This is a genomic window from Pseudomonas sp. E45-MNA-CIBAN-0222, assembly GCF_040310405.1.
In the GTDB taxonomy this organism is placed as follows: Bacteria; Pseudomonadota; Gammaproteobacteria; order Pseudomonadales; family Pseudomonadaceae; genus Stutzerimonas; species Stutzerimonas stutzeri_AC.
In genome coordinates, this window is sequence record NZ_JBEOPU010000003.1 from 197080 (window position 1) to 220935 (window position 23856).

Below are 23856 nucleotides of genomic sequence, written 5' to 3' on the forward strand. Positions count from 1 at the left end.
TCATGTCCTTTGATCCTCTTCATTTATTGATCGGTCTGGCGCTCTGCGTGCTGACATTGGCTGCGCTGAGCGTTTATCTGCAGCGCCGTCTGTCCACCAGTCAGACCGAGCAGGCCATGCTCGATGAACGGCTCAGGCAGGCAGCGTTGGCCCATGAGGGGCTCGCGGTCCAGTTGGAAGGATGCCGAATCGAGCTCGCCGAGGTGAGCGGCATCAAGTCCGAGCAGCAGGCCGAATTGGCGGCCCTGCGCCGCGAGACCGAATTGCAGCGCACACAACGTGCCACAGATGTTGAAATCATCGCTGACCTGCAGGCCGAACGTGACGCTCAGCAGGGAGAGTTGCGTCGGTTGAGCGCCATGCATGCTGCGCTCGAAGCCGAGCTACGCGAACAGCACAGCGCACATCAGCAGCGCCTGGCGGACCTGCAGGCTGCACGTGACGAGCTGCGGGCGCAGTTCGCCGAACTCGCCGGCAAGATATTCGACGAGCGGGAGCAGCGTTTTAGCGAATCCAGCCATGAGCGACTGGGGCAGTTGCTCGAGCCGCTGAAAGAGCGCATCCAGTCATTCGAAAAGCGGGTCGAGGAAAGCTACCAGAACGAGGCGCGCGAGCGATTTTCCCTGGCGCGCGAGCTCGAGCGGCTGCAGCAGTTGAATCAGCGCCTTGGTGACGAAGCCACCAACCTGACCCGCGCGCTACAGGGCCAGAAGACGCAAGGCAACTGGGGTGAGCTGGTACTCGAGAAGGTGCTGGAGCATGCCGGGTTGGAAAAAGGCCGTGAGTACCATACTCAGGTCAGCCTCAAAAGTGCCGATGGCGAGCGCTTTCAGCCGGATGTTCTGATCCACTTGCCGGGTGACAAGCAAGTGGTGGTGGATGCCAAGGTCAGTCTGACGGCCTACCAGGCGCTGACCTGCGCCGAGGATGAAGGCAGCCGGGCGGTGGCGCTCAAGCAGCATGTGCAATCGTTGCGCAGCCACCTGAAGGGGCTCTCGCTCAAGGACTATCAGCGCCTGGACGGACTGCAAAGCCTCGACTTCGTATTGCTCTTCGTTCCGATCGAGGCGGCCTTCGCGGCAGCGCTGCAGGCCGATCCCGATTTGTTCCAGGAAGCCTATGGCCGGCATATCGTGATCGTCAGTCCGACCACGCTGCTGGCCACGCTGAGGGTGATCGACAGCCTGTGGCGGCAGGAGCGCCAAAGTCAGAACGCCCGGGAGATCGCTGAGAAGGCCGGTGGGCTTTATGACAAGTTTGTCGCCTTTATCCAGGATCTGGATGAGATCGGCAGCAGGTTGCAGCAGGTGGATCGAGCGTATCTGTCGGCGCGTAACAAGCTTAGCGACGGGCGCGGCAATCTGGTTGGGCGGGCCGAGCAATTGAAGTCGCTTGGCGCACGGGCCAGCAAGCGGTTGCCTGGTGATTGGCTGGAGCGTGCTGGCGCCGAGGAGCTCAGTGAGGCAGGCGACTAGGCCGCGTTAGCGCAACAGCAGCACGGCAAGGCCTGTCAGCAAGCCGGCGAACATGATTGGCAGGGTACGGATCGCAAGCTCGCGGCCGCCAATGAAAGCGATCAGCATGGCCTTGACCAGGCTGTTGCTCAGCGCCGCGAAAACGATGCCGCGTGTCGCCACCTCATGACTTAAACCGTCGCGGGCATTGCTGGCCAGCGTCAGGGTGATTGCGTCGACATCGGTCAAGCCCGCCACCAGCGACACCATATAGATGCCGGCATCGCCCAGCCAACGTCGCGCTCCTTCGACCAGAAGCAGAATTAGCACGAGCAACGCGGCGAAGCGCAGCGCCGGCCCCAGCTCGAATGGATTTTTCAGTAGGGGTTCGGCTGTGTCCTTGGGTGCCTTTGCGGCGAGCAGGTAATAAAAAATGTCCGCAGTCAAGCGATTGTTGAAATCAGCCTGATGGCCGGAAGTCTATATGGGGTGCGGGTTTGGCTCTACTTCGGGCCGCCTTGCGGGGCTGTGGCGTTGTGGGCTGGGAGCCACATAGGAGCTTCGCGGTAGAAAGCCCGAGCGTGCTGCATCGGGGGCGGTTGCCTGCAGGCGGTAGCCGCGTTTGGTCTTCATAGCCCAATCGGTCGCCGTCCTCCAGAATGAAGAACGCGCAGCCTTGGGCTGCGCGTTTGAGGGATGGCCGCCAGCGGAAACCGGCATCATCAGCTTGGCTTCGGCGGCGCGGCCTTGCCCGCGCCTCCCTTCCTGAATCCCCGATCTCCGACCATGAAGGCTTCTAGCATGTGCGGAATTAGCACCGTGGCATCGACCGCCTCGCCGTAGGTCTGCGCGTGCAGCGTAGCGTAGCGGTCGAGGTCGGCTTTCAGGCTGGCCGGGCAAGCAAAAGTCAGCTTCGTGGATTCCGTTTTCGGCAGCGGCCCGAGCCGTAGCTTGCGCGTCGTCATCGCGAAGTCCCCCTGTTGAAGAAAAGTGGCTGGTACGGCCGCAGCACCAGATCGCGGTTGACGATGATGCGAACCGGCAAGCCGGGGCGCTCCGTCAAGGTGGGCTGGATGTTGAGGTTGCGCCGGGTCATCTCCTGACCGACCTGATTGATGCTGTCCTGGGCGCTATCGCGGCCGGCGATGATGACGCGATCACCGTCCTGCCGGTTCTCCGGCGCAGCCAGTTCGGCACCGATGCCCAGTAGCGTCGTCAGTGCCGCACCGGCAAAGACGCGATCCCAATGCCAATCCACATCATCTTCCAAGCCGGCGTAGCCGGCCGGATCGGTGCCGGCCAAGTTGTCGAGCTTGAGCGAAGACGTGTCGGGCAGGATGATCCGGTTCCACACCACTTGCACGCGGCTCTGCCCGTAGCTGACCTGGCTGTTGTATTTGCCCAGGATGCGTGACCCCTGCGGGATCAGCAGGAACTTGCCGGTAGCCGTGTCATAGACCGGCTCCGTCACTGTGGCGATCACATCGCCCGGCAAGTCCGACTTGATGCCCGTCACCAGCGCCCCGGCGACCACCGTTCCGGCCATGACCTGATACGGCGACGCCGGCAGCGTCAGGTTGCCGGAATCACGGGCTTCCGTGGTTCCGGCTTTCTGGAATGCCTCTTTCTGGTCTTGCCGGTTCTGCACGGCGGTCGGGTCGGCGGGCTGGGCCGCCGTCGACGCAGGCCCGGCCGCCAGCGGGTCGAAGGCCGCATTGGCGGTGAAGCCCGGCGCAGCGGCTACCTGTGTCTGCGCCACCGGCGCGGCCTTCTGCGAACCAGAGCGGAAGAACACCGCCGATGCCGCTGCTGCTTCGGCTTCCTTGCGCAACGCGTCGTTGGGGTCGTTGCCGGGGGCCGCGTAGGCGGCCGTCACCGGCTGCTGCGACTTCACAATGGCCGGGCCAAGATCGCCTGGCAGCGGCGGCCCCAACTCCGGCACGGATGCCGCCAAGGGGGGCGGCAGCTTCGAGTAGTCCGCCGGCAGCGCGTCCAACCCTTCGGACTTCGAGACGCGATCGACGTTGTAAAGCTCGGTCTGCTCGCCTGCACCGCGCCGCTGCGGTTGCAGCGACCACATCAGCGCGCCGAGCACAGCGACCGAGAGACCGCCGACGAGGATGGCCAGCGTGCGCCGGTTCAGGCGCGTGACCGGGCGCGGTTGGGCGCGCAGCGCAACTGCCTCGGGTGCCACCTTGCCCGCATGCGGCGTGGCGAGGTCGGGAGTGTCGTCCTGGCTCATGGTCAGTTCCTCCGCGCCAAGCCATCCGTGCGTTCGATACGCACCACGTCACCCTTGTCGCCGCCCAGGCGCAGTTCGGCCGCGCCGAACAGCCGATCCACGATGTAGTAAGGCGAGCGAAAACGGTAATTCACCAGTTGTCCGTCGCCCTGCGCGCCGATGACGAACAGCGGTGGCAGCTCGCCTTGGGCGATTCCCGGCGGGAACTGGATATAGACCTTCTCGCCATCGTCGAAGGCGCGCAGCGGCTTCCACGGCGGATTGCTGCCTGAGACGGAATATCGGAAGCGGATCTTCTCCAGCGACAGTCCGGTATCGACCGGTGCGGCGGCGCTAGCCGCCTGCGACTGGCGCTGCAAGGCCAACATCCGGTCTTTTGGGTAGTCCCAGGACACCGACGCCATCCATGCCTTTTCCGTCGAGGTCAGTTCCAGCAGGTATGTTCTGCGACTGGTGGTGATGACCAAATTCGTCTTGAGGCCTGAGCGGATGGGCTTGACCAGCACATTGATGCGCATCGCGTCGCCGCTGCCGCTGGACGTGTCACCGACGATCCAGCGCACGGTATCGCCGGCTGCGACCGTCACTAGTTCCTCGCCCGGCTGCAAGGAAACCACGGTCACGCGTCCCGGCGCGGCATAGACTTGGTAGAGCGCACCATCGGTGAAGGGCCACACCTGAATCGCATTGACGTAGCCCTCGCGCGTGGGCGCGATGCGCGCCTCGGCATTGGCACGGGAAACGCGCACCTTCTCATCGGCCGGCTCCGGCTTAGCCGGGGCCGCGTCCAACTCGTGCAGCGGCTTCAACTGCGCTGGCAGCGCCAGCGGCTCGGGCATGGCGACGACTTCCACTGGAGCAGGCGGCTCCGGCAGCGGCTGTGCCTGCACCGGCTCATCGAGCGAAATGGACGGAGGCGGCTTGCCCTGCGAAGCGCAGCCCGACAGGGCCACCACGGTCAGCGCGAAAGCGTATAAGCGGAAAGACAGGTTCATGGCTTGGCTCCTTCAGAAGAATCCAGTTCGCGGCTCCACGACAGGCCGTTGACGTAGATACCCAGCGGGTTCTTGCGCAGGCGCTGTTCGGTGCGCGGGGTTTGCAGGACGGTGGAAAGCACCGCGTTCCATCGCTCGGTCCCGGCGGGGGCACCGTTGATGAACCGTTGCTCCGTCCAACGGACGTTGAACGAGGCATCGCTGGCGCGTACCACGCTGGTGATCTGCACCGTCACCGACTCGCGGCCAACACGGGCGAAAGGATCGTTCTTGCTGGCGTAGTCGTTGAGCACCGCCGCGCCTTTGTCGGTGGTGTAGTCGTAGGCGTCCAGCCAGTTTTGCCGCACCACGATGGGATCGATAGACAGCGAGCGCACCAGCGTCACGAAGCGCGCCAGGTGGTGCGCGATCTGCGCATCGGCGGGCCGGTACGGCGTGGCGGCTTCGCCGACGGCGCGCACCTGCCCCGACTGATCGACCTCGATGACGTAAGGGGTGACGATGGACTGCGCCGAGCGCCACACCAGGCCACCGGCCATCAGCAGCGCAAGCGTGAGGCAGCCGAAGGCCATAAAACGCCAGTTCTTGGCCTGGACGCGGGCCGAGCCGATGCGCTCGTCCCACACCTGCGCGGCGGATTGGTACGGGGTGGCAGGCTGCGGCGTGTCGGCATAGCGCACCTGCGGGCGTTTGAATCGCATAGGGTTCTCCTTGGTGGTCAGGTATCGGGTCACGCATCGGGGCGCAGGCTTGGGCCTTGCCCTGAGCCGCCGCCGTCGCCACTGCGCAGCGTGTGGGCTGCGGTGGTTGCGGCATGGGTGATCTGCTGGCGGCGGTGCATCCGCTTTGCCCAGGCGGGTTGCTCTTGCTTCGGCGCGCTGGCTGCGCCTTCGCCTGCGGCGGCCTGGCCGGAACCGGCAGCGCCGACATCCGCACCGTTCCATCCTGCCCGGAAGGAGTCGGCCACCTTCTGACCGGCAGCGGAAGCGCCCGATGCAGCTCGGCGGCCTGCCGCTTGCGCGCCGGTCTTGGCGACATTGCCGAGGCCCGCAGCCGCGCCTTTAGCCCCGCCGCCCGCAGCGGCGGAACCGGCCTGGAATGCGGACTTGGCGCTGCTGGCCGCCGACGTGGCGGCGCGTGCGCCGCTCCCGGCCAGCTTTGCGGCGGCCGGGGCCATGCGTGCGCCCGCCATGACGGCACCGCCCACGCCGGTCGCGGCGGCACCGATGGCAACACCCGTGCCTACCGCGCCGACGGCAGCGCCCGCCATCGCACCCGCGCCGAGCTGCGGCGCACCGGACACAAGGCCCGTGGCGATGCCGGGGCCGAAGATGCCCAGCGCCAGCAAGGCAAGCGAAGCCAGCATCACGACAAGCGCATGGTCGATGGAAGGCTCGTCGGGATGAACCTGGAACTCCGCGAACAGGCCCGAGCCGATGCCGACGATTACCGCCAGCACCAAGACCTTGATGCCTGACGAAACCACATTGCCGAGCACCTTTTCCGCGAGGAACGAGGTTTTGTTCCAGAGCGCAAACGGGATCAAGACGAAGCCGGCAAGCGTGGTCAGCTTGAACTCGATCAACGTGATGAAAAGCTGAACCGCGAGCACGAAGAAACAGAGGATCACCACCAGCCAAGCGATGAACAGCACCACGATGGGGTCGAGGTTCACGAACACTTCGGGGAAGCCGGCCATGTCACCGATCTGGTCGAGGATCGGCGCAGCGGCGTCGATGCCGGTCTTGGCAAGCCGACCCGGCTGCAAGAAGTTCTCCATCGTTATGGCCGAGCCAGTGGCGGTGATGCCTAGCCCGGCGAACGAGCGGAACACGATGCTCGACAGCCAATTGAAGTTACCGATGATGTAGGCGAAGGCACCGACGTAAAGCACCTTGCGCAGCAGCTTGGCGATCACGTCCTCGCCCTGGCCGGTCGCATGGCTCATGGCCCAATACAGACCGGCAATGGTCATGTCGATGACAATGAGAGTGGCCGTCAGGAACGCGACTTCGCCTTGCAGCAGACCGAAACCGGAGTCGATGTAGCGCGAGAAGGTATCGAGGAATCTGTCGATGATCGTTACGTCGTTCATGGCGTGTCCTCCGCAGCGGCGAGCGACGCATCACCTTCCGGCGCGTCGTCGGTTGGCGTGTCGAAACTCGCCGGAATCGGCGGCAGTTCTGCCAGCGTCCGGTATTCGTCCGGCCCAGTCTGGCCGGTGAAGAAGCGCCGCCGGAAGGCTTCGGCAGCGGCGCGACAGGTGTCTTCGCCTGCGGTTTGCCGGTCGGCTGCGCATTGGGCGCGCAGCGCCTTGAGCCGCACGGGATCGGCGGCCAAGGTGGCGGTCAGGTCTTCAGCCGGCTGCTGGCCGCATGCGGTCAGCAGCACGGCCAGCAGGACAGGAACGCATCGCATGGCCGCCTCCCGTCAGTTGTTGTAGAAGTTGACGGACTGCGGTGTGTACGGCGTGCCGGTGCCCAGGAAGCGCCGCCGCACTTCGCGGGCGCGCTCGGTGGCCGCTGCCTGCCGCGCCAGCTCCAGCGAGGCCGCCCTGTCTTGTGTGATCTGGAGCTGCTGGGCCTGGATGGACTGCTTGGCCTGCAAGGCGAGAAGCTGGTTCGTTGCCTGCATCGCTTGCAGCGCACCCGTGGCCGATTGGCTTTGGCTCACGAGGTCGGCCAGCGCGCTTTCGTCTTGCGTCAGGTTCTGCGACACCTGCGCCTGCATCCGCATCGCGGTGTGCAGGCCGTCGAGCGTGTTCTTCCAGCGTTCGCGTGCGTCCTGTGCCATGCGGTCGCCGCTGATGGTGGCGGCGTACTGCTCCGGGTACAGGCGCGAGAACGTGGCATCCATGCTCTGCACGTCGTAGGCCAGCCCTTGCGCCTCGGCAATCAGGCGTTCAGTCGTGGCGAGCGTCGAGCGCAGCCGGTTGACGATGTTGAAGTCGAGATTCGCCAGGTTGCGCGCCTGGTTCATCAACATCTGCGCTTCGTTCTGGAGCTGGTTGATCTGGTTGTTGATCTGCTCCAGCGTGCGGATGGCAGTCAGCGTGTTCTGCACCAAGTTGACGGGATCAACGAAAGTGAGCGCCGCCGCTGGCTGAGCGAGCATCAGCGAGCCGGCCAGCGCGGCGGCGAGCGAAACGGAAAGTACACGGGTCTTCATGGCGAAATCTCCAGGGGTTGAGTAGCGAGGAAAGAAGCCGCCGACGGCGAGGACGGCAGCAGGTCGGCGGCCCAATCGAGGCCGCGATGGCGTAGCCACGCACCGGCGAAGCCGGGAGCGCCGGCCTGCGTCAGCACTCGGTCAATGTCGCGTTGGTCTTGCGGTGTGGATGCGCCCGAGAAGGCGAGCGCGGCTGGCCCCAGGTCGAGGTCGAACAGACGATTGCCCAGGCGCGATTGGTAGTAGTAGTCGCGCTTGGGCTGCGCGGTGGCGACGATTTCGATTTGCCGACTGTTGAGGCCAAAGCCCTCGTAGACCGTGCGAATCTGCGGCTCGGTCGCCTGCGGGTTGGGCAAGAAAATCCGGCTCGCGCAGCTTTCGATGATCGCGGGCGCGATGGTCGAATCCTTGATGTCGGCAAGCGACTGCGTGGCGAAGATCACCGACACGTTTTTCTTGCGCAGAGTTTTCAACCATTGCCGGATGCGTGCCGCGAAGGACGGTTCATCAAGGAATAGCCAGGCTTCATCGAGAATCAGCAGCGTGGGAGCACCGTCGAAACGTGCATCGAAGCGGGCGAACAAGTAGCGCAGCACCGCTTGCACGGCGGCGGGGCTGTGCATTAGCTCTTCCATCTCAAAGCCCTGCACGTCGCCGCTGCCGAGCCGGTCGCGGTCGGCATCCAGTAGCTTGCCGTGCGCGCCGCCCAGCACATACGGCGACAATGCCTGCCGCAGCGCGTTCGATTGCAGCAGCACCGAAAGCCCGGTCATCGTGCGCTGCTCCACCGGCGCACCAGCGAGGCTGCCGAGCGCCGACCAAATGGCGGCTTTCTCGTCGGGGCCGACGGTCACGCCTTCATGCAGCAGGCGGCCTTCGATCCACTCGGCGGCCCAGGTGCGATAGCCTTCGCTGTCGATACGGGCCAAGGGCTGAAAGGCAATGGCGCCGTCCGCGCCGAGGTCGTAGTGTTCGCCGCCCAGGCCCAGCACCGTCGCCCGCATGGATCGCCCCATGTCGAAGGCGAAGATGCGCGAGCCGCCATAGCGGCGGAACTGCAAGGCGAGCATCGCCAGCAGGACAGATTTTCCCATGCCCGTCGGCCCCGCGACCAGCGTATGCCCCACGTCGCCGATGTGCGTCACCAGCCGGAACGGCGTCGCGCCATCCGTGCGCGTGACGATCAGCGGCGGGCCGTCGAGATGGGCGTTTTTCTCCGGCCCAGCCCACACGGCGGACACCGGCATCATGTGCGCCAGATTCAGCGTCGAGACGATGGGCTGGCGCACGTTGGCATAGGCATTGCCTGGTATGGACGACAGCCACGCATCGACTGCATTTAAGGTTTCGGGGATGGTGACGAAGCCACGTCCTTGGATGACACGTTCCACCATGCGCAGCTTTTCGTCGGCTACGGCAGGGTCGTCATCGAACACCGTCACCGTGGCGGTGAGGTAGCCGAAGGCGACTTGATCGCTGCCAAGCTCTTGCAAGGCGGCATCCGCGTCGGCCGCCTTGTTGCTGGCATCCGTGTCCACCAGCGGCGATTCCTGCTGGAAGATGGTTTCGCGCAGTAGCGCAATGACATTCTTCCGTTTCGCAAACCACTGGCGACGCAGGCGGCCCAGCTCCTTTTCCGCCTCGGCTTTATCGAGGCAGAGAAACCGGGTACTCCAGCGATAGGCAAAGCCCAGGCGATTGAGGTCGTCCAGCAGGCCCGGCCAGGTCGAGGTCGGAAAGCCCCGCACCGACACCACGCGCAGATGCTGGTCACCCAGCATGGGCGCAAGGCCGCCGACTAGGGCGGAATCGGCCAGCAGTGCGTCGAGGTGGAAAGGCACCTCGGGCACGGCCAGCCGGTAGCGCCGCGTGGACACCGTGGCGTGAAGATAAGTCAGCGTCGCGGCATCGTCCAACCAGACGATTTCTGGCATCACGCCATCGAGCAGGTCGAAAACCCGATCCGTTTCTGCCAGGAAGGCGTCAAGCCGACCGCGCCAGTCCACACCATCGCCCGGCGCGTGCTCGTAGAGCAGCTTGGCTGCACGAGCGCGGGATTCCTCCGGCGGCAGATAGGCTAGCGTCAGGTGATAGCTGCTTTCGTAGTGGTTCCCCGATTCCTCAAAGGCAGCGCGGCGTTCTTCGTCCACCAGCCAGGACAGCGGTTCGGGAAAGTCGGAATGCGGATAGTCCGCGGCCGACTGGCGCTCGGCTTCCACGAACAGCGCCCAGCCCGAACCCAGCCGGCGCAACGCGTTGTTTAGCCGTGCCGTCGTGGCGATCAATTCGCCCTGCGTGGCGCTGTCCAGATCAGGCCCGCGAAAGCGCGCCGTGCGCTGAAACGAGCCATCCTTGTTCAGCACCACGCCCGGCGCGATCAGCCCAGCCCAGGGAAGCCAGTCGGCCAGCAAGGCGGGCCGCTGGCGGTATTCGGCAAGGTTAAGCATGGCGGCGTCTCCTACACGTCCAGCAGCGGCTTGTGCTTGATGTGCCGGGCGAAGACCTGCATGAACTGCGGATCGACCCTCGCGCCCCACACGGCCAGCGAGTGACCGACGATCCAGAGCACTACGCCAGGAATCCAGAGTTGCAGGCCCAGCCCGACGGCAGCGGCTAGCGTGCCGTTGGCAATCGCCACCGTGCGCGGTGCGCCGCCCATCAAGAGCGGCTCGGTCAGCGAGCGATGTAGCGGCACCTCGAAGCCGGCCGCGAAGCTATCCGGGCCACTCATACGACAGCCCCGCCGGAGAAGCTGAAGAACGACAGGAAGAACGAGGACGCGGCGAACGCGATGCTCAAACCGAACACGATCTGGATCAGCTTGCGAAAGCCGCCCGACGTGTCGCCGAAGGCGAGCGCGAGGCCCGTGGCGATGATGATGATGACCGCGACGATGCGTGCCACCGGCCCCTGAATCGACTCCAGAATGGATTGCAGCGGGCCTTCCCATGGCATCGAGGAGCCGGATGCCTTCGCCGTGCCCGCCGTCATCAGCATGACTGCGGCCAGCAGCAGGCCGTGGTGCGCGGGGCCGGCCAGCCGCCGCAGGCGTGCGATGGTTGAAACCGGATTTACGGAATTACGGAAAGCGTGAACGTGCATCTGCGTCATGGCAGTTCTCCAGGTAGGTCAAGGGACGAGGAAGGCGCAGCGGCATCGGCTGCGAGAGGAACCGGCATCAGCTCGGGAAACGGTGTTTCCAGCGCGTCCGCCAGGCGATAGCCGGTGCCGTCGAAACCGACGACACGGGCGATGCTTTCGACGCGGCGCTTGCGGCCACGCCCGGCGATGTGGATCACGACGTTGACCGCCTCGGCGATCAGCGCACGCGGTGGGTTCACCGCCACTTCAAGAATCAACTGTTCGAGGCGCAGCAGCGCGCCCAGCGCGGAACCGGCGTGGATGGTGGCGATGCCGCCGGGGTGGCCGGTGCCCCACACCTTAACCAAGTCCAGGGCTTCGCCGCCGCGTACCTCGCCGACGATCACGCGGTCGGGGCGCAGGCGCATCGTGGCCCGCACCAGCTCGGTCATAGACACGACGCCAGCGCGGGTGCGCAGCGGCACATGGTCGCGGGCTGCGCATTGCAGCTCGATGGTGTCTTCGAGCACAAGCACGCGGTCGCCCGTGGCGGCGATCTCCGCAAGCAAGGCATTGGCGAGTGTGGTTTTGCCGCTGCTCGTCGCCCCGGCGATCAGGATGTTCTGGCGCTCACGCACGGCGCGGCGCAGGAACTCGGCCTGGCCTGTGGTCAAGATGCCGTCGGCCACATAGCGATCCAGCCCGATGATGCTCACGGCGCGCTTGCGCAGCGCGAAGGCTGGGCCGGGCGCTGCGGGCGGCAAGATGCCCTCGAACCGCTCGCCGGTTTCGGGCAGCTCGGCGGTCAGCAGCGGCCGCCCGCGATGCACCTCTGCGCCGACGTGCGCAGCCACCAGCCGGATGATGCGTTCGCCATCGTCTTGGGACAGCTCCACGCCCAGCGGCATGCGGCCCGATGACAACCGATCCACCCATAGGGTGCGGTCGGGGTTGAGCATGATTTCCACCACGTCGGGGTCGGCCAGCGCAGCGGCGATGACTGGCCCCATTGCCGTGCGCAGCATCTGGATACGGCGATCCAGAGAGGTTGCGGCGGATGAGAGTTCGGGCGGGGTTTGCGGAATGGCGCTCATGAGGCACGCTCCTGCGCTTCAGCCAGTGCCTCCGCGTCATCCATTCGCGCCGGGTCTGGGTGCAGTTCTTCCACAACGTCGCGCACCAGGCTGCGGCCACGCAGCAGGTGGCGGCCGAGCCGCTCCACGAATTGCTCGAAACGCGCTTTGCCTTGGGCGCGAGCTGCGTCCTGATGGGCTTCGGGAATCGGGGTGCTGACGGTCAGGAAGTAGCGGATGAACAGCGCCAGTGTTTCGATCTGGATGTTCTGGTCGCGCTCCATGCGCTCGGCCTGCCGCGACAGGCGATCGAGCCGCTTGGCGATGGCCGCCTCGCGCTGGTCGCCAGCATCGGGCGATAGCCACGACGCGAGCGCCGCCGCGACAATGGACGACTTGGACACGCCTTTCTTGGCGGCCAGTTCTTCGAGACGCTTGGCGTGCTCGGGCTGAATGAACAGATTGAGGCGGTATTGGCTCATAAGTCGATTCCGTCGTTGGGGTCGAGGGAAGCCAGCCGGGCCGTGCGCTGCATGGCCGGGTCGAGCTGGCCGGGAAGCGGCAGCGGCAGGTCGTCGTCGTCATCGAGCAGAGTCAGGTCATGGCCGGCGAGCAGCGGTTCGGGGCTGTATTCGCTGACTTCGGATAGCTCCGGCTGTCGGCGTGGGCCGCCGTCATCGGCGGTGCCTGTGCCATCGCCGGACAGGCCCGCAGCCCGGACCGTTGACACGGCTGGGATCGATAGGCCGCTCCAGTCGTCGGGCCGGGCCGGTGGCGCGTCCGCGTATTGCCCGGCCGCGAGCACAGGCGGCGGTAAAACGCGGTTCTTGAAATTCGCGTCGGCGTAGTAGCGCAGCTTCTTGGCCTTGATCGGTGCCACGCTGGACACCATCACCACAGCTTCCTCAGTCGGAAGCTGCATCACTTCACCGGGCGTCAGTAGCGGGCGGGCCGTCTCCTGCCGCGACACCATGAGGTGCCCCAGCCACGGTGCCAATCTGTGCCCGGCATAGTTGCGCTGCGCGCGCAGTTCGGTAGCGGTGCCAAGCGTTTCGGAGATCCGTTTCGCAGTGCGTTCATCGTTGGTGGCGAACGTCACGCGGACATGGCAGTTATCCAGAATCGAATGGTTCTGGCCGTAGGCTTTGTCGATCTGGTTGAGCGATTGGGCGATAAGAAAACTGCGGATTCCGTAGCCCGCCATGAAGGCAAGCGCCGTCTCGAAGAAGTCCAGGCGGCCCAGCGCCGGGAACTCATCGAGCATCAGCAGCAGCTTGTGGCGGCGTTCGATGCCGTCGCTGCCGTCGAGCGATTCGGTGAGCCGTCGGCCGATCTGGTTGAGGATCAGGCGAATGAGCGGTTTCGTCCGCGAAATATCCGAAGGTGGCACTACCAGATAAAGCGACACCGGATGCTCGGACGCGATCAGGTCGGCGATACGCCAGTCGCAGCGCGAGGTGACTTCGGCCACCGTGGGGTCGCGGTAGAGGCCCAGGAACGACATGGCGGTGCTCAACACGCCGGAACGCTCGTTGTCCGACTTGTTGAGCACTTCGCGCGCCGCCGAAGCGACGACTGGATGCGGGCCACCACCTTCCACGTTCACGAGGTGCTGTGTGGTCATCATCCGGTGCAAGGTCAGCTCGAAGGGGCTGGCCGGATCGGAGAGGAAATTGGCGACGCCGCGCAGCGTCTTGTCCTCGCCCGCGTAGAGCACATGCAGGATGGCCCCGACCAGCAGCGCGTGCGAAGTCTTCTCCCAATGGTTGCGCTTCTCAAGCGCGCCTTCTGGATCGACCAGAATGTCGGCTATGTTCTGTACGTCACGCACTTCATGTGCGCCGCGCCGAACTTCTAGCAGCGGGTTGTAGGCCGCCGACTTCGCATCGGTCGGATTGAACAGCAGGCAGTGTGAGTAGCGTGAGCGCCAACCTGCGGTGATCTGCCAATTCTCGCCCTTGATGTCGTGGACTACGGCGGATGCAGGCCAAGAAAGCAGCGTCGGCACCACAAGGCCGACGCCTTTGCCTGAGCGCGTGGGCGCGAAAGTGAGGATGTGTTCCGGGCCTTCATGCCGAAGGTACTTGCCATCGTGCTGACCGAGGAACACGCCGATCGGCTGCGTAAGGCCGGCTTTGCGAATGTCCTCCGTACTTGCCCAGCGTGCCGAGCCATAGGTCGTGACTAGGCGTGATTGACGAGAGCGCCAGATCGACATGCAGACTGCGACCACCACCGCCAGCAAGCCACTGCCACCCGCTATGGCACCGCCCGTGTCGAAAACGCGTGGCGCGTAGGCATCGAAGAAGAACCACCACTCAAACAGCTTCCACGGGAGGTAGATCGGTGTGCCGAGGAAATCAAACCAGGGGGAGCCAAGGCGTACCTGATAGCCAAGGGCTGCTGCCGTCCATTGTGTGGCGCCCCACACACCCGCGATCACGATGCCGAATACCACGGCTATCTGACCGAACAGCACATTCGTACCTTGCATAGCCCCGCCTCCAATCTCTCCTACGCTGATTCCCTTGGGAAACGCGGCTTAGAAATGTGCCGCAGGCGTCAGGATCGGTGCTGGCTTAGTGCCGGTCAAAGACCGTTTGGGGCAGAAAGGTCGATAAGAAAGAATGAATTCGCGCTGTGTCTAGCCAGGGAGTGACTCCGTAAGCGCCGGCGAATATCAGCGTGCCGAACAGAAGATTCAGGCAGACTAGCGAATTGCTGAATTGCTGAATTGCTGAATTGCTGAATTGCTGAATTGCTGAATTTCAGAATTTGGGGGATTCTTTGGGCGGTGTGTATGGCGTTTTTCCGTCACCGTAGAACCGCTTACGTGTTGCCTCCGCTACCCGGTTGCAAAGCAGTTCGCCCAAAGTAGGCCGATCCGTCTTGCATTGCTGGCGCAACTTCTTGAGCTGTTCCGGGTCTGCCACCAGCTCTTCTACTGTCGGGGTTTTCTTTTCTGCACTAGTGGCTTTGTGCGGTTTATCAGATTGACCGCATGCGACTAGCATTGCAGCGACGAGCGTGATGGCGAGTCTCATGGCATCAATTCCTCCGGAAGATCGGGATTTCGGCTTTTTGTTGACCTGAGAAACTCTGGCAATTCGATGGCCTGTACTCGCTGAATGAAGCGCGCAAGCTCGTCAAACGGATCGCCTTCAAGTCTGAGTAGATAGGTCGTCAAAGGTGGTACGCGTGTCGAAAGCGGCCTCGCCACGACTCCTGGCTCTCGGGAGGCTGCAATGTGTGCAGCCCCTGTAAGTCCGAGTGCAAAACCGGCAGATACCAACGCCATCATCAGGTCGAAAGTGGTAACCCGCTCGGCAACTAGAGGCTGCATTTCAGCCCGGCTAAGTACTCGCTCAATGTGCTTGGCGTGGCCCTCGCACACTTGAGGATCAGATAGCACTAGCGGGTAGCGCAGCAGTTCATCCAATGGAATTCGCTTAAGAGCCAGCAACGGATGCCGAGCTGGCAGCGCCACCATAAGCGTGTCAGTCCACGCGGGAAGTGCGACGATTCCATCACCTACGTCGTCGGACTGTGCAAAGCCGACGTCATACAGGTCGTCGTGCAATCCTTTGATTTGTTGGGATAGTGGCACCTCAAAAAAGCGAATCTCAACCTCGGGCTCCTCCTCGCGACACAACGCCAATAGGGCTGGTAAGCACAGTAGTGTTGCGCCGTCTGACAAGGCGACGCGGAGTTGTCCATGAAAGCCATTTTTTGCTGCCTTCACGCAGTCCCGCGCCTGTTGCAAGGATGCGAACACCCGAGGTGCGTGCTCCATGAGCATCAACCCAGCTCGTGTCAAACGCGTGCTTCTCGTGTTCCGAATAAAGAGCTGTGCTCCTAACTCCTCTTCGAGTTCTTTGATCGTGCGAGACAGTGGGGACTGCTCAATATGCAGTTTCGCAGCGGCGCGAGCGAAGTGAAGTTCCTCGGCGAGCGCCATAAAACAACGTAGATGTCGAATTTCCATGCGTCCCCTACTAATCGTCGATCTATTCAGTATTTAAAACTCGCTGCCATGCTGCGTTCTTCCAACTCAAGGACTCAGGGTGAAGATTGCAGATTCACATGCTCTGGCGAACCAGAAAGCGCTTTAGCGAGAACACCCCATTGCACGGCTGCGTCGGCGCGAGCACGGACCAGAGCCGCTCGCTGGGACAAGGTGCCACGCTCCGCTTCTGCAACAACGGTCGCATCCACCTGTCCCGCCTCAAAGAGGCGTCGACTGCGGTCAAGGAGTCGATCAGCGACGACAAGACCATCGACCTGATGCTGCAGAGAAGTCCGCTGGGTCTGCCAGCCCAGATAAGCGTTCTCCACATCCTGAAGCGCAAGCAAAACCGTGCGTTCCAGGTCAGCCTGTGCGCCGCGACTGCGTGCTGAGCCCTCGTCGATTCCCGCTTGTATTGCTCCACCGTCAAAGATCGGAAGCGTCACACCCAAGCCCAGAGAGAAAATGTTCCCTGCCACACGTGTTCCGTTGTTCTCGAAGCGTTGGCGCCCACCACTCAAATCGAGCACAAGTTTGGGGAACCGCTCGCCTTCTGCTGCGTTCCATCGCGCCGTCGCCGCTGCAAGACGCGCCTGCGCGGCTCTGACGTCGGGGCGCTGCTGCAGCAATTCGCCTGGCACGCTTCTGGGAGTCCAATCGGGCATGGTGAGAGAGGCAAGCGCAGGACCGCTGCCAAGCGCCCCCGGAATCCGGCCAACGAGCACATCCAAGGCATGCGTTGCTTCGCCGCGTACGCGTCGCAACTGCTCTTGCTCCACCCGGAGGGCGATGACCTCGGAACGCGTGCGTTCAATGTCAAAGCCCGTAGCTTGACCTGCCTTGAACTTCTGCTCTGTCAGACGCTCAAGGCGCTCGGCGACTTGAAGTCGCTCTTTTGCCAGATCTTCCAGCTCTGCCGCCTGCCGCTGCTGCAGTGCAGCGGACACTGTCTCAAAGGCGATCTGCCAACGTGTCGCGAACCAGTTCTGTTCGACAGCAACTGCGTCCATCCGTGCGCCATCAGCGGCATGCGAGAGGCGGCCCGCTAGATCAACTTCCCATGAAGCCGACAGCGGAAGCCTGGCATCGCTGCTGATGGTCGGTGCCAAAGAAAAGTCGCGCGCGCGCGTTGCTTGGGGCGTGAGCGCCAAGCTAGGGAACATTGAAGCGCGTGTACGTCGGGTGATCGCCACAGCTTCATCAATCCGCGCTCTTGCAATAGCGAGATCGGTGTTGTGCTCCAGCGCGTTGCGCACCAGCGCGTCAATCAGCGGATCACCGTACGCCGTCCACCACTCGGCCGGGAGTGCTTGTGCTGGCACCTGCTGCACAGCCAGACCCGCTTCGTTCATGAATTTGGCCGGAACCTCAACGCGTGATGTCTCCACCCTGTGAGGCGAGTGGCTGCACGCGGCGAGAAGCGTGATCGATAGGAATGCAACAGCAGTAAGGCCGCGGCGGGCGTAGGGATCGGACATGTTGAGCCACTAGGTTGTGAATTGAGGAGGCCGTCTTGACGGGCATAGTTCATGGCGTGTACTATACCGTCCAGACGGTTCAAAAATCAAGCATCTTTGGAGTTTCACCATGGCAACTCGTATGAAATCAAGCCCAGAGGAGTCGCATTCGGCGGACAACGGCGCTGAAGCCCCCTCCATCTCTAAGAAAGCGCAACAAACACGGGAGCGCATCCTTCAAGCTGCGCGTGACGTAGTCATGGAGGGAGGTGCCGGGCACCTAACGCTTGACGCGGTCGTTGCACGGGCAGGAATGAGCAAAGGTGCGTTCCTGTACCACTTCAAGACCAAGCGCGATCTGCTCCTCACGATGATTGATGACCAGGTCTCGGCGTTTGATGGCGGGCAGGAAGAGCGAGAGCTGCCATTCGTCGGCGATCCAGACCCTTGGCTATCCAGCCAGGTCTCGGCTATGCCTGACGGCGGGATGCAAAAGATGAGCGCTGCATTGCTGGCGGCCGTGGCTGAAGACCCCACGCTGCTTGAGCCTGTGCGCGGCTGGTACCGCAGGCAGTACGAGAACGCGAGCAAATCTCCACGCGGCACCGATATCGCCGGAATCGTTCTATTTGCCTTGGACGGAGTCTTCCTCGCCGAAATGATGGGTTTTCCGACGTTTGCTGCCGAAGACCTTTCTCGACTCATGCACACCCTCCAGGCGCTCGCCCGCGGCGAACTGGAACTCACCCCTATTGATAAACGCTGATGAAAGGCCTTCCCGTGTCTTGCACTCCCTTTAAATCCCAGTCCTGGCAAATGCAGAAAGTCGGCCTCGCGTTTGTTCTGCTCGCATCGCTTGCCGGCTGTGGTAGTCAGAAGGAGCCTGCTTCCGATCCACCGCGAGCGGTCAAGCTGCTCACGGTGGGGGATGTAGGTTCTGTGGCCAATCGCATTGAATTGAGTGGTCTAGCTCGCTCCAGTGAGCGGAGTACCTTGGGGTTCGAGACTGGCGGGCGTATCAGCAAGCTTCATGTGGACGTGGGAGATCGCTTCTCTCGCGGACAGCTTCTGGCTGAGTTGGATGTTCAGCCCGAGCAACTCCGCCTAGAACAGGCTCGGGCGACACTCGCTGCTGCGGAAGCCGCATTGGCAGACAGAATCGTGCAGACAACGCAGCAAAGGGGGCTGCTTGAGGGCAACGTAATCTCCCCGGCTGCATTCGAGAGTGTGAAAGCACAGTTGGTTGCAGCTGAAGGCCAGGTGCGCAATGCAAAGGCCGCATTCGGCCTTGCCGAGCGTGCGCGAAGGGGGGCCGCCATTCATGCGCCATTCGACGGCGTCGTCGCGGAGAAACTCGCTCTGCCGTTCACAGATATTGCAGCCGGAGCGCCGGTGCTTCAAGTGGATGGACTACGCAGCGGCGTAGAAGTCCTTGCGACTGCATCGACGACCCAGGCGGCAAATATCAAAATTGGGCAGGTCGCCGAACTGCGCCTGAGCGAGTCAGCAAGTCCCGTTCGTGCTTCGGTACAACGCATCGGCTTGCGTGCTGAAAATGGCTCACTTTTACCTGTCGTGCTCGTTCCTCAAGATGCTACTCTTGCGCGCAGTCTTCGACCCGGGTCTGCCGTTCAAGTATTGCTGAAGGCACCGGAAGCGAAGGATGCCTCACCAGATCGTCTGATGCTTCCCTATTCGGCACTGGTGCTCAGTGAGAAAGCAGGACAAGCCGCAGTGTTTGTATATGACGTGACCGGAAAGAAGGTGCACCGCCGGGAAGTGCAATTCCAGAGCGAGCCAGGCGGCGACAACGTTCGCGTTGTGGGCGGCCTGAAGCGCGGCGAGATGGTAGTCGCGGCTGGCGCGAGTTGGCTGACGAACGAGCAACAAGTCACCCCACTCAAGGCCACGACCCAATTGGCCGGACGCTGACCCGCTACAGGAAGACTTCGCTATGAAGATCACAGAAATGGCGCTGCGCGCCAGCAGACTCACCTACCTTGCCGCGGTCATCATTCTTGTTGCCGGCATTGCCACGTTTCTCAATTTCCCTTCGCAGGAAGAGCCATCGGTCACGATTCGAGATGCGGTTGTTGCCGTTCTGAACCCTGGCATGCCAGCCGAACGTGTTGAGCAGTTGATCGCGCGTCCGATCGAGGAGCGTTTGCGGGAGCTGGCCGAGGTCAAGCGTGTAACCACAACCGTTCGCGCGGGCGGGGCCGTCATACAGGTCACGATCTGGGAGCGGTACACCGACCTAGCCCCCATATGGCAGCGCGTTCGCGCGAAGGTTGCCGATGCTCAGCCTCTGCTTCCACAGGGTACGTTGGGGCCATTTGTCAACGACGACTTCGGCCGTGTTGCCGTGGCCTCCATTGCGGTGACCGCGCCGGGCTACTCCATGGGCGAAATGCGTGTGTCGTTGAAAGAGATGCGCGATCGCCTATACGCGCTTCCCGGCGTTGATCGCATCAGCTTCTACGGCTTGCAGGAAGAGCGCGTCTATCTCGAATTTGATCGACCAAAACTAGCCCAGCTTGGATTGACCCCACAAGGGGTGATCGATCAACTCGTTAAACAAAACGTCGTGCTTTCAGGCGGGCAAATCGCCATCGGTGGCATCAACGCTTCGCTGGCTGTTAGTGGAGAGGTTCGCGACGCCGCCTCGCTGCGCGCGTTGCCGATCATGATGGCGCAAGCTCAGGGTGCGCGCGGTGCTTCGCCTGCTCCTTCAATCTCACTGGGAGAGCTTGCGCGCGTGCAGGTACAACCTGCAGATCCTCCCGAGTCTGCTGCAGTCTATAAGGGCCAGCCTGCCGTAGTGATGGCAGTGTCCATGACCTCGGGCCAGAACGTGGAGCAATTCGGCGTAGCCCTCAAATCCCGTGTGGCCGAGCTTGAGAAACTTCTGCCCGCAGGTTTCGAGCTCTCCTATGTGACATTCCAGGCAGACGTCGTCAAACGTGAAATGGGCAAGATGAACCAGGTGATGATCGAAACGATTGTCATCGTGCTCGGCGTCGTCGTCCTTTTCCTGGGATGGCGCACAGGATTCATCGTCGGGATGATCGTGCCGCTTACCATTCTGGGGGCACTGATCGTGATGCGCGCGCTGAACATCGAGCTGCAAAGTGTTTCGATGGCAGCCATCATCATCGCTTTGGGGCTCTTGGTAGACAACGGCATCGTGATTGCCGAAGACATTGAACGGCGCTTGGCAGCCGGTGAAGACCGCAAACAGGCTTGTCTCGAAGCGGGTCGTACCCTCGCACTGCCGCTGCTGACGTCCTCATTGGTTATCGTCATCGCCTTCTCCCCGTTCTTCTTCGGCCAGAGTGCGACGAGTGAGTATCTGCGCTCTCTCGTCATTGTCCTCGCGCTCACGTTACTCGGATCTTGGCTGTTGTGTCTGACCGTCACTCCACTGCTGTGCTACCACTTCACCAAAGTGCATCATCAACCGGCGAATGACGCGCAAACCTACAACACACGCTTCTATCGCGGCTATCGCAAGTTGCTTGAGTGGGTGCTTGACCACAAGGCGATCTACGTTGGTGTGATGACGGGTGCATTGGCCGTAGCTCTGTACGGATTCACGACACTGCCATACGACTTCTTGCCGAAGTCCGACCGAGTTCAATTCCAAATACCGGTGCAGCTCGCCCCTGGAACGGATTCACGGCTCACTCTTGCCAAAGTGAAGGAAGTGAGCGGCTGGCTCGGTGATCAAGAAATCAACCCCGAAATCACGGATCACATTGGCTACGTCGCTGACGGTGGGCCGCGCTTCATCCTTGGGCTCAATCCCCCATTGCCAGCATCGAACATCGCGTACTTTGTCGTGACGGTCAAGGCAGGCACCAACATTGACGTCGTGATTGCCCGAACTCGGGCTTACTTCGCGCAGCATCATGGAGATGTACGCGCAGAGCCTCAGCGGTTCTCGCTAGGCACTACCGAAGCCGGCACAGCCGTCTACCGGGTCAGTGGGCCGGATCATGAGGTGCTGATGAATGCGGCGGCGAAAATTGAGTCCGCGCTACGGGAGCTGCCAGGTACGGCCAACATCAAGAACAACTGGGATACCCGTGTCGGCCGTCTCGATGTTCGGGTCGATCAAGATCGTGCGCGACGTGCTGGCGTCACCACCGACGACATAGCTGCCTGGCTTGGCACCCGCTACATCGGCCAGTCGATCTCTGTGATCCGAGATGGCGATACCAGCGTGCCAATCGTGATGCGCGGGACGTCCAATGATCGGCGCAGCACTGCGGACGTTGGTTCGACGACCATCTATCCAGCGTCGGGTGGCCAGCCGGTTTCCCTGGCGCAAGTGGCCGATGTCACGCTCGCTAGCGAGCCGTCTGTGATCCAGCGCCGCAATCTCATTCGTACAGTCACAGTTCAGGGGCAGAACACCGCATACACCGCGCAAGAGATCGTGGATCACCTCGCACCTCGGATCGCCGCAATTGAACTACCTGCAGGCTATGCCATAGAGCTTGGTGGAGAAATTGAGGAATCGGCTGAATCGAATGCATCGCTCACGCACTACATGCCGTTCGCTCTTCTGGCGATGTTGCTGCTATTCATCTGGCAGTTCAACTCCTTCCGCAAGCTGATCGTGATTCTCGCAACGATTCCCTTCACGTTGATTGGGGTCGTGATTGCACTGAAGGCAACAGGCACTCCTTTCAGCTTCATGGCGACATTCGGGGTGCTTGCGCTGTTCGGAATCATCGTCAACAACGCCGTTCTTCTGCTCGAACAAATTGAACACGGCCTCTCGGAAGGTCTCGCCCGACATGAAGCCCTGGTGGGAGCTGCGATGCAGCGGCTGCGTCCAATCGTGATGACCAAGGTGACCTGTATCGCGGGTCTCGTGCCCCTGATGTTGTTTGCGGGGCCGCTGTGGAAGGGCATGGCCATCGGCATGATCGGTGGTCTCGCACTTGGCACGCTCGTGACGCTTGGCCTGATTCCGTTGCTCTACGAGGTGCTGTTCGGAATGAAGTGGCCGGGCAGCAAACGGAGTCACGAGGCGGTACAACAACCAGTGCAACCGGTCTGATCCCTCAGCGTAACTGTCCACACGCTTCCCCCGATCTCTCTCGTGGCCGGAGAGATCGGGGAGACAGATTCTCGCCATCAGAGAGTTTAAGAAGAAATCAGAAGCAGAGCGAATTGACCGCCTACTGCCTATTCTTTGATGCTTTGATGCTTTGATAATCAATTTTCACTGAATAGATTTGGAGAAATATATGAACCCGTTGTCATGGAATCCATGGTTGGTTCTACTGATTGCCGGCCTGTTCGAAATCGGTTGGCCACTAGGCCTCAAGATGGGTGCGGCCAATGCAGCGATGCGCTACGTGGGGCCGGCGATTGCAGTTGCCTGTATGGCAGCCAGCGGCTTTTTCCTATGGTTATCTCTTAAACAGATCCCCATAGGAACAGCTTATGCGGTCTGGACCGGCATCGGTTCGCTGGGCGCGTTTTTCGTGGGCGTGTATGTGTTCGGCGATACCGCCTCCTTGATACGTTGGGTTGGAATTGCGCTGGTTGTTGCTGGCATCGTCTGTCTGAAAATGGGATAAATGAAAATATATATGAAACGCCCTATTTCATTAATCCATTTTGTGCTGCTGGCAGGCCTCACGGCAACCTTATCTGGCTGTGCTTCAAACGGAATGACTCGATCAGGGTTTCTTGGTGATTACGATGTATTGGGAAAAACGAAGTACGAAAATGTTCTGCTCTTCAAGGCGCCAGGCTTTGAACCCAGTCGTTACCGGGAAATATTAGTCGAGGATGCTCAGGTAGTGACGGCAACTGGACGCATAGGTGGGCTTGAAGCTGAGCAAGTGCGAGAGCTTCTCGATCACGTCAACAGTGAACTGCGACATCTCCAAACTAAGTCCGAAGCTCCCGCATCGTCAGGCCGCATACGTGTGCGTGTGGCAATTACGACCATTGAGACGCCCAATAGAGCAGTCAACACCCTAACGACGTTGCTTGTTGGACCAGTGACAACTGGGGGAGCTAGTTTGGAGTTTGAGGCAGTAGATGAACAAACAGATCGTCGGGTGGCTGCTGCTAGCTGCTTCGAGCACGGCAACGCTCTCGCGGATTTCAAAGGCTCCTACACACTGCTCGGGCATGCAAAGTCTGCAATCACCACCTGCCTTGAACGGATCAATAGCGCTTGGAGAAGTGCTGGCTCGTGAATAGCTGCTATTCCATAACTTCGCGCGGATCGCGAGGAGCCTCATCAAGGGGATTCGTAGGGTGCCGTTCTTGTAACGTCTGCAGCATTCTGGAGTGGCTCTGCTTCGTCGCAAAATTGCCGGCGTTTCTCGTTCTTGTCTATTCGAAACGCT

General features: G+C 61.9%; 22 protein-coding genes and 1 pseudogene. 6 read left to right on the plus strand and 17 right to left on the minus strand.

Annotated elements, in window-relative coordinates; genetic code table 11:
* Positions 1-2: 2 nt before the first annotated feature.
* A complete protein-coding gene (locus tag AAEZ08_RS06475; RefSeq protein ID WP_500123935.1) occupies positions 3-1475 on the plus strand; it encodes a DNA recombination protein RmuC in 1473 nt (490 codons plus the stop codon).
* A gap of 6 nt (positions 1476-1481) precedes the next feature.
* Here AAEZ08_RS06475 and AAEZ08_RS06480 read toward each other — a convergent pair.
* The 17 genes and pseudogenes from AAEZ08_RS06480 to AAEZ08_RS06560 form a co-directional block, all read right to left on the minus strand.
* A pseudogene (locus tag AAEZ08_RS06480) lies at positions 1482-1889 on the minus strand (DUF4010 domain-containing protein); the annotation flags it as partial.
* Positions 1890-2176: 287 nt separating this feature from the next.
* A complete protein-coding gene (locus AAEZ08_RS06485) occupies positions 2177-2419 on the minus strand; it encodes a DUF2274 domain-containing protein (protein ID WP_004883121.1) in 243 nt (80 codons plus the stop codon).
* On the minus strand, positions 2416-3696 hold the full coding sequence (locus AAEZ08_RS06490; protein WP_004883119.1) for a TraB/TrbI/VirB10 family type IV secretion system protein: 1281 nt from the start codon (positions 3694-3696) through the stop codon (positions 2416-2418). The genes AAEZ08_RS06485 and AAEZ08_RS06490 overlap by 4 nt, the downstream gene beginning before the upstream one ends.
* Positions 3697-3698: 2 nt before the next feature.
* The gene (trbG, locus tag AAEZ08_RS06495) at positions 3699-4691 is read right to left on the minus strand and encodes a P-type conjugative transfer protein TrbG (protein WP_004883112.1); all 993 of its coding nucleotides are present in this window, start codon (positions 4689-4691) and stop codon (positions 3699-3701) included.
* On the minus strand, positions 4688-5392 hold the full coding sequence (gene trbF, locus AAEZ08_RS06500; RefSeq protein WP_004883108.1) for a conjugal transfer protein TrbF: 705 nt from the start codon (positions 5390-5392) through the stop codon (positions 4688-4690). Before trbF ends, trbG begins: the two co-directional genes overlap by 4 nt.
* 29 nt (positions 5393-5421) lie before the next feature.
* Positions 5422-6786, minus strand: coding sequence for a P-type conjugative transfer protein TrbL (gene trbL, locus AAEZ08_RS06505; protein ID WP_004883106.1), 1365 nt, complete (start codon positions 6784-6786; stop codon positions 5422-5424).
* A complete protein-coding gene (locus AAEZ08_RS06510) occupies positions 6783-7109 on the minus strand; it encodes a hypothetical protein (protein ID WP_004883103.1) in 327 nt (108 codons plus the stop codon). The genes trbL and AAEZ08_RS06510 overlap by 4 nt, the downstream gene beginning before the upstream one ends.
* 12 nt (positions 7110-7121) lie before the next feature.
* A complete protein-coding gene (gene trbJ / locus AAEZ08_RS06515) occupies positions 7122-7859 on the minus strand; it encodes a P-type conjugative transfer protein TrbJ (RefSeq protein WP_004883101.1) in 738 nt (245 codons plus the stop codon).
* Positions 7856-10306, minus strand: a complete 2451-nt coding sequence (gene trbE / locus AAEZ08_RS06520) for a conjugal transfer protein TrbE (RefSeq protein ID WP_004883099.1) — start codon at positions 10304-10306, stop codon at positions 7856-7858. Before trbE ends, trbJ begins: the two co-directional genes overlap by 4 nt.
* An 11-nt stretch (positions 10307-10317) precedes the next feature.
* On the minus strand, positions 10318-10590 hold the full coding sequence (locus AAEZ08_RS06525; RefSeq protein ID WP_004883097.1) for a VirB3 family type IV secretion system protein: 273 nt from the start codon (positions 10588-10590) through the stop codon (positions 10318-10320).
* On the minus strand, positions 10587-10970 hold the full coding sequence (locus AAEZ08_RS06530; RefSeq protein ID WP_004883090.1) for a TrbC/VirB2 family type IV secretion system protein: 384 nt from the start codon (positions 10968-10970) through the stop codon (positions 10587-10589). The genes AAEZ08_RS06525 and AAEZ08_RS06530 overlap by 4 nt, the downstream gene beginning before the upstream one ends.
* Complete coding sequence (trbB, locus tag AAEZ08_RS06535) at positions 10967-12034, minus strand: P-type conjugative transfer ATPase TrbB (protein ID WP_004883088.1); 1068 nt, start codon at positions 12032-12034, stop codon at positions 10967-10969. Before trbB ends, AAEZ08_RS06530 begins: the two co-directional genes overlap by 4 nt.
* The gene (locus AAEZ08_RS06540; protein ID WP_004883086.1) at positions 12031-12495 is read right to left on the minus strand and encodes a ribbon-helix-helix protein, CopG family; all 465 of its coding nucleotides are present in this window, start codon (positions 12493-12495) and stop codon (positions 12031-12033) included. The genes trbB and AAEZ08_RS06540 overlap by 4 nt, the downstream gene beginning before the upstream one ends.
* Positions 12492-14507 (minus strand): conjugal transfer protein TraG, encoded by a 2016-nt coding sequence (locus AAEZ08_RS06545; RefSeq protein WP_004883083.1) that lies wholly within the window; start codon positions 14505-14507, stop codon positions 12492-12494. The genes AAEZ08_RS06540 and AAEZ08_RS06545 overlap by 4 nt, the downstream gene beginning before the upstream one ends.
* A gap of 274 nt (positions 14508-14781) precedes the next feature.
* Entirely contained in the window at positions 14782-15057 is a 276-nt protein-coding gene (locus tag AAEZ08_RS06550; protein ID WP_004883082.1) for an EexN family lipoprotein, read from the minus strand.
* On the minus strand, positions 15054-15998 hold the full coding sequence (locus tag AAEZ08_RS06555) for a LysR family transcriptional regulator (RefSeq protein ID WP_004883081.1): 945 nt from the start codon (positions 15996-15998) through the stop codon (positions 15054-15056). Before AAEZ08_RS06555 ends, AAEZ08_RS06550 begins: the two co-directional genes overlap by 4 nt.
* Positions 15999-16072: 74 nt before the next feature.
* Positions 16073-17497 carry an efflux transporter outer membrane subunit gene (locus tag AAEZ08_RS06560; RefSeq protein ID WP_028699135.1) on the minus strand — a complete coding sequence of 475 codons (1425 nt, stop codon included), beginning with the start codon at positions 17495-17497 and terminating at the stop codon, positions 16073-16075.
* Between the two features lie 109 nt (positions 17498-17606).
* On the opposite strand from AAEZ08_RS06560, the gene AAEZ08_RS06565 reads away from it, so the two are divergent.
* The 5 genes from AAEZ08_RS06565 (at position 17607) to AAEZ08_RS06585 (ending at position 23703) form a co-directional block, all read left to right on the plus strand.
* Positions 17607-18242, plus strand: coding sequence for a TetR/AcrR family transcriptional regulator (locus AAEZ08_RS06565; RefSeq protein WP_022652140.1), 636 nt, complete (start codon positions 17607-17609; stop codon positions 18240-18242).
* A complete protein-coding gene (locus tag AAEZ08_RS06570) occupies positions 18242-19408 on the plus strand; it encodes an efflux RND transporter periplasmic adaptor subunit (protein WP_023123862.1) in 1167 nt (388 codons plus the stop codon). The genes AAEZ08_RS06565 and AAEZ08_RS06570 overlap by 1 nt, the downstream gene beginning before the upstream one ends.
* A gap of 22 nt (positions 19409-19430) precedes the next feature.
* A complete protein-coding gene (locus tag AAEZ08_RS06575; protein ID WP_004883075.1) occupies positions 19431-22547 on the plus strand; it encodes an efflux RND transporter permease subunit in 3117 nt (1038 codons plus the stop codon).
* Positions 22548-22737: 190 nt separating this feature from the next.
* Positions 22738-23073 carry a DMT family transporter gene (locus AAEZ08_RS06580; RefSeq protein WP_004883073.1) on the plus strand — a complete coding sequence of 112 codons (336 nt, stop codon included), beginning with the start codon at positions 22738-22740 and terminating at the stop codon, positions 23071-23073.
* 12 nt (positions 23074-23085) lie between these two features.
* Complete coding sequence (locus AAEZ08_RS06585) at positions 23086-23703, plus strand: DUF3313 family protein (RefSeq protein ID WP_004883071.1); 618 nt, start codon at positions 23086-23088, stop codon at positions 23701-23703.
* The last annotated feature ends 153 nt before the right edge of the window (positions 23704-23856 follow it).

Bases quoted from the DNA above. Each gene is read 5' to 3' on its own strand.
- trbG (WP_004883112.1), bottom strand. From the start codon at position 4,691: ATGAACCTGTCTTTCCGCTTATACGCTTTCGCGCTGACCGTGGTGGCC.
- AAEZ08_RS06555 (WP_004883081.1), bottom strand. From the start codon at position 15,998: ATGGAAATTCGACATCTACGTTGTTTTATGGCGCTCGCCGAGGAACTT.
- trbJ (WP_004883101.1), bottom strand. From the start codon at position 7,859: ATGAAGACCCGTGTACTTTCCGTTTCGCTCGCCGCCGCGCTGGCCGGC.
- AAEZ08_RS06525 (WP_004883097.1), bottom strand. From the start codon at position 10,590: ATGAGTGGCCCGGATAGCTTCGCGGCCGGCTTCGAGGTGCCGCTACAT.
- AAEZ08_RS06570 (WP_023123862.1), top strand. From the start codon at position 18,242: ATGAAAGGCCTTCCCGTGTCTTGCACTCCCTTTAAATCCCAGTCCTGG.
- AAEZ08_RS06485 (WP_004883121.1), bottom strand. From the start codon at position 2,419: ATGACGACGCGCAAGCTACGGCTCGGGCCGCTGCCGAAAACGGAATCC.
- AAEZ08_RS06580 (WP_004883073.1), top strand. From the start codon at position 22,738: ATGAACCCGTTGTCATGGAATCCATGGTTGGTTCTACTGATTGCCGGC.
- trbL (WP_004883106.1), bottom strand. From the start codon at position 6,786: ATGAACGACGTAACGATCATCGACAGATTCCTCGATACCTTCTCGCGC.
- AAEZ08_RS06560 (WP_028699135.1), bottom strand. From the start codon at position 17,497: ATGTCCGATCCCTACGCCCGCCGCGGCCTTACTGCTGTTGCATTCCTA.
- trbB (WP_004883088.1), bottom strand. From the start codon at position 12,034: ATGAGCGCCATTCCGCAAACCCCGCCCGAACTCTCATCCGCCGCAACC.
- AAEZ08_RS06475 (WP_500123935.1), top strand. From the start codon at position 3: ATGTCCTTTGATCCTCTTCATTTATTGATCGGTCTGGCGCTCTGCGTG.
- AAEZ08_RS06585 (WP_004883071.1), top strand. From the start codon at position 23,086: ATGAAACGCCCTATTTCATTAATCCATTTTGTGCTGCTGGCAGGCCTC.
- AAEZ08_RS06565 (WP_022652140.1), top strand. From the start codon at position 17,607: ATGGCAACTCGTATGAAATCAAGCCCAGAGGAGTCGCATTCGGCGGAC.
- AAEZ08_RS06575 (WP_004883075.1), top strand. From the start codon at position 19,431: ATGAAGATCACAGAAATGGCGCTGCGCGCCAGCAGACTCACCTACCTT.
- AAEZ08_RS06550 (WP_004883082.1), bottom strand. From the start codon at position 15,057: ATGAGACTCGCCATCACGCTCGTCGCTGCAATGCTAGTCGCATGCGGT.
- trbF (WP_004883108.1), bottom strand. From the start codon at position 5,392: ATGCGATTCAAACGCCCGCAGGTGCGCTATGCCGACACGCCGCAGCCT.
- trbE (WP_004883099.1), bottom strand. From the start codon at position 10,306: ATGCTTAACCTTGCCGAATACCGCCAGCGGCCCGCCTTGCTGGCCGAC.
- AAEZ08_RS06510 (WP_004883103.1), bottom strand. From the start codon at position 7,109: ATGCGATGCGTTCCTGTCCTGCTGGCCGTGCTGCTGACCGCATGCGGC.
- AAEZ08_RS06545 (WP_004883083.1), bottom strand. From the start codon at position 14,507: ATGCAAGGTACGAATGTGCTGTTCGGTCAGATAGCCGTGGTATTCGGC.
- AAEZ08_RS06540 (WP_004883086.1), bottom strand. From the start codon at position 12,495: ATGAGCCAATACCGCCTCAATCTGTTCATTCAGCCCGAGCACGCCAAG.
- AAEZ08_RS06530 (WP_004883090.1), bottom strand. From the start codon at position 10,970: ATGACGCAGATGCACGTTCACGCTTTCCGTAATTCCGTAAATCCGGTT.
- AAEZ08_RS06490 (WP_004883119.1), bottom strand. From the start codon at position 3,696: ATGAGCCAGGACGACACTCCCGACCTCGCCACGCCGCATGCGGGCAAG.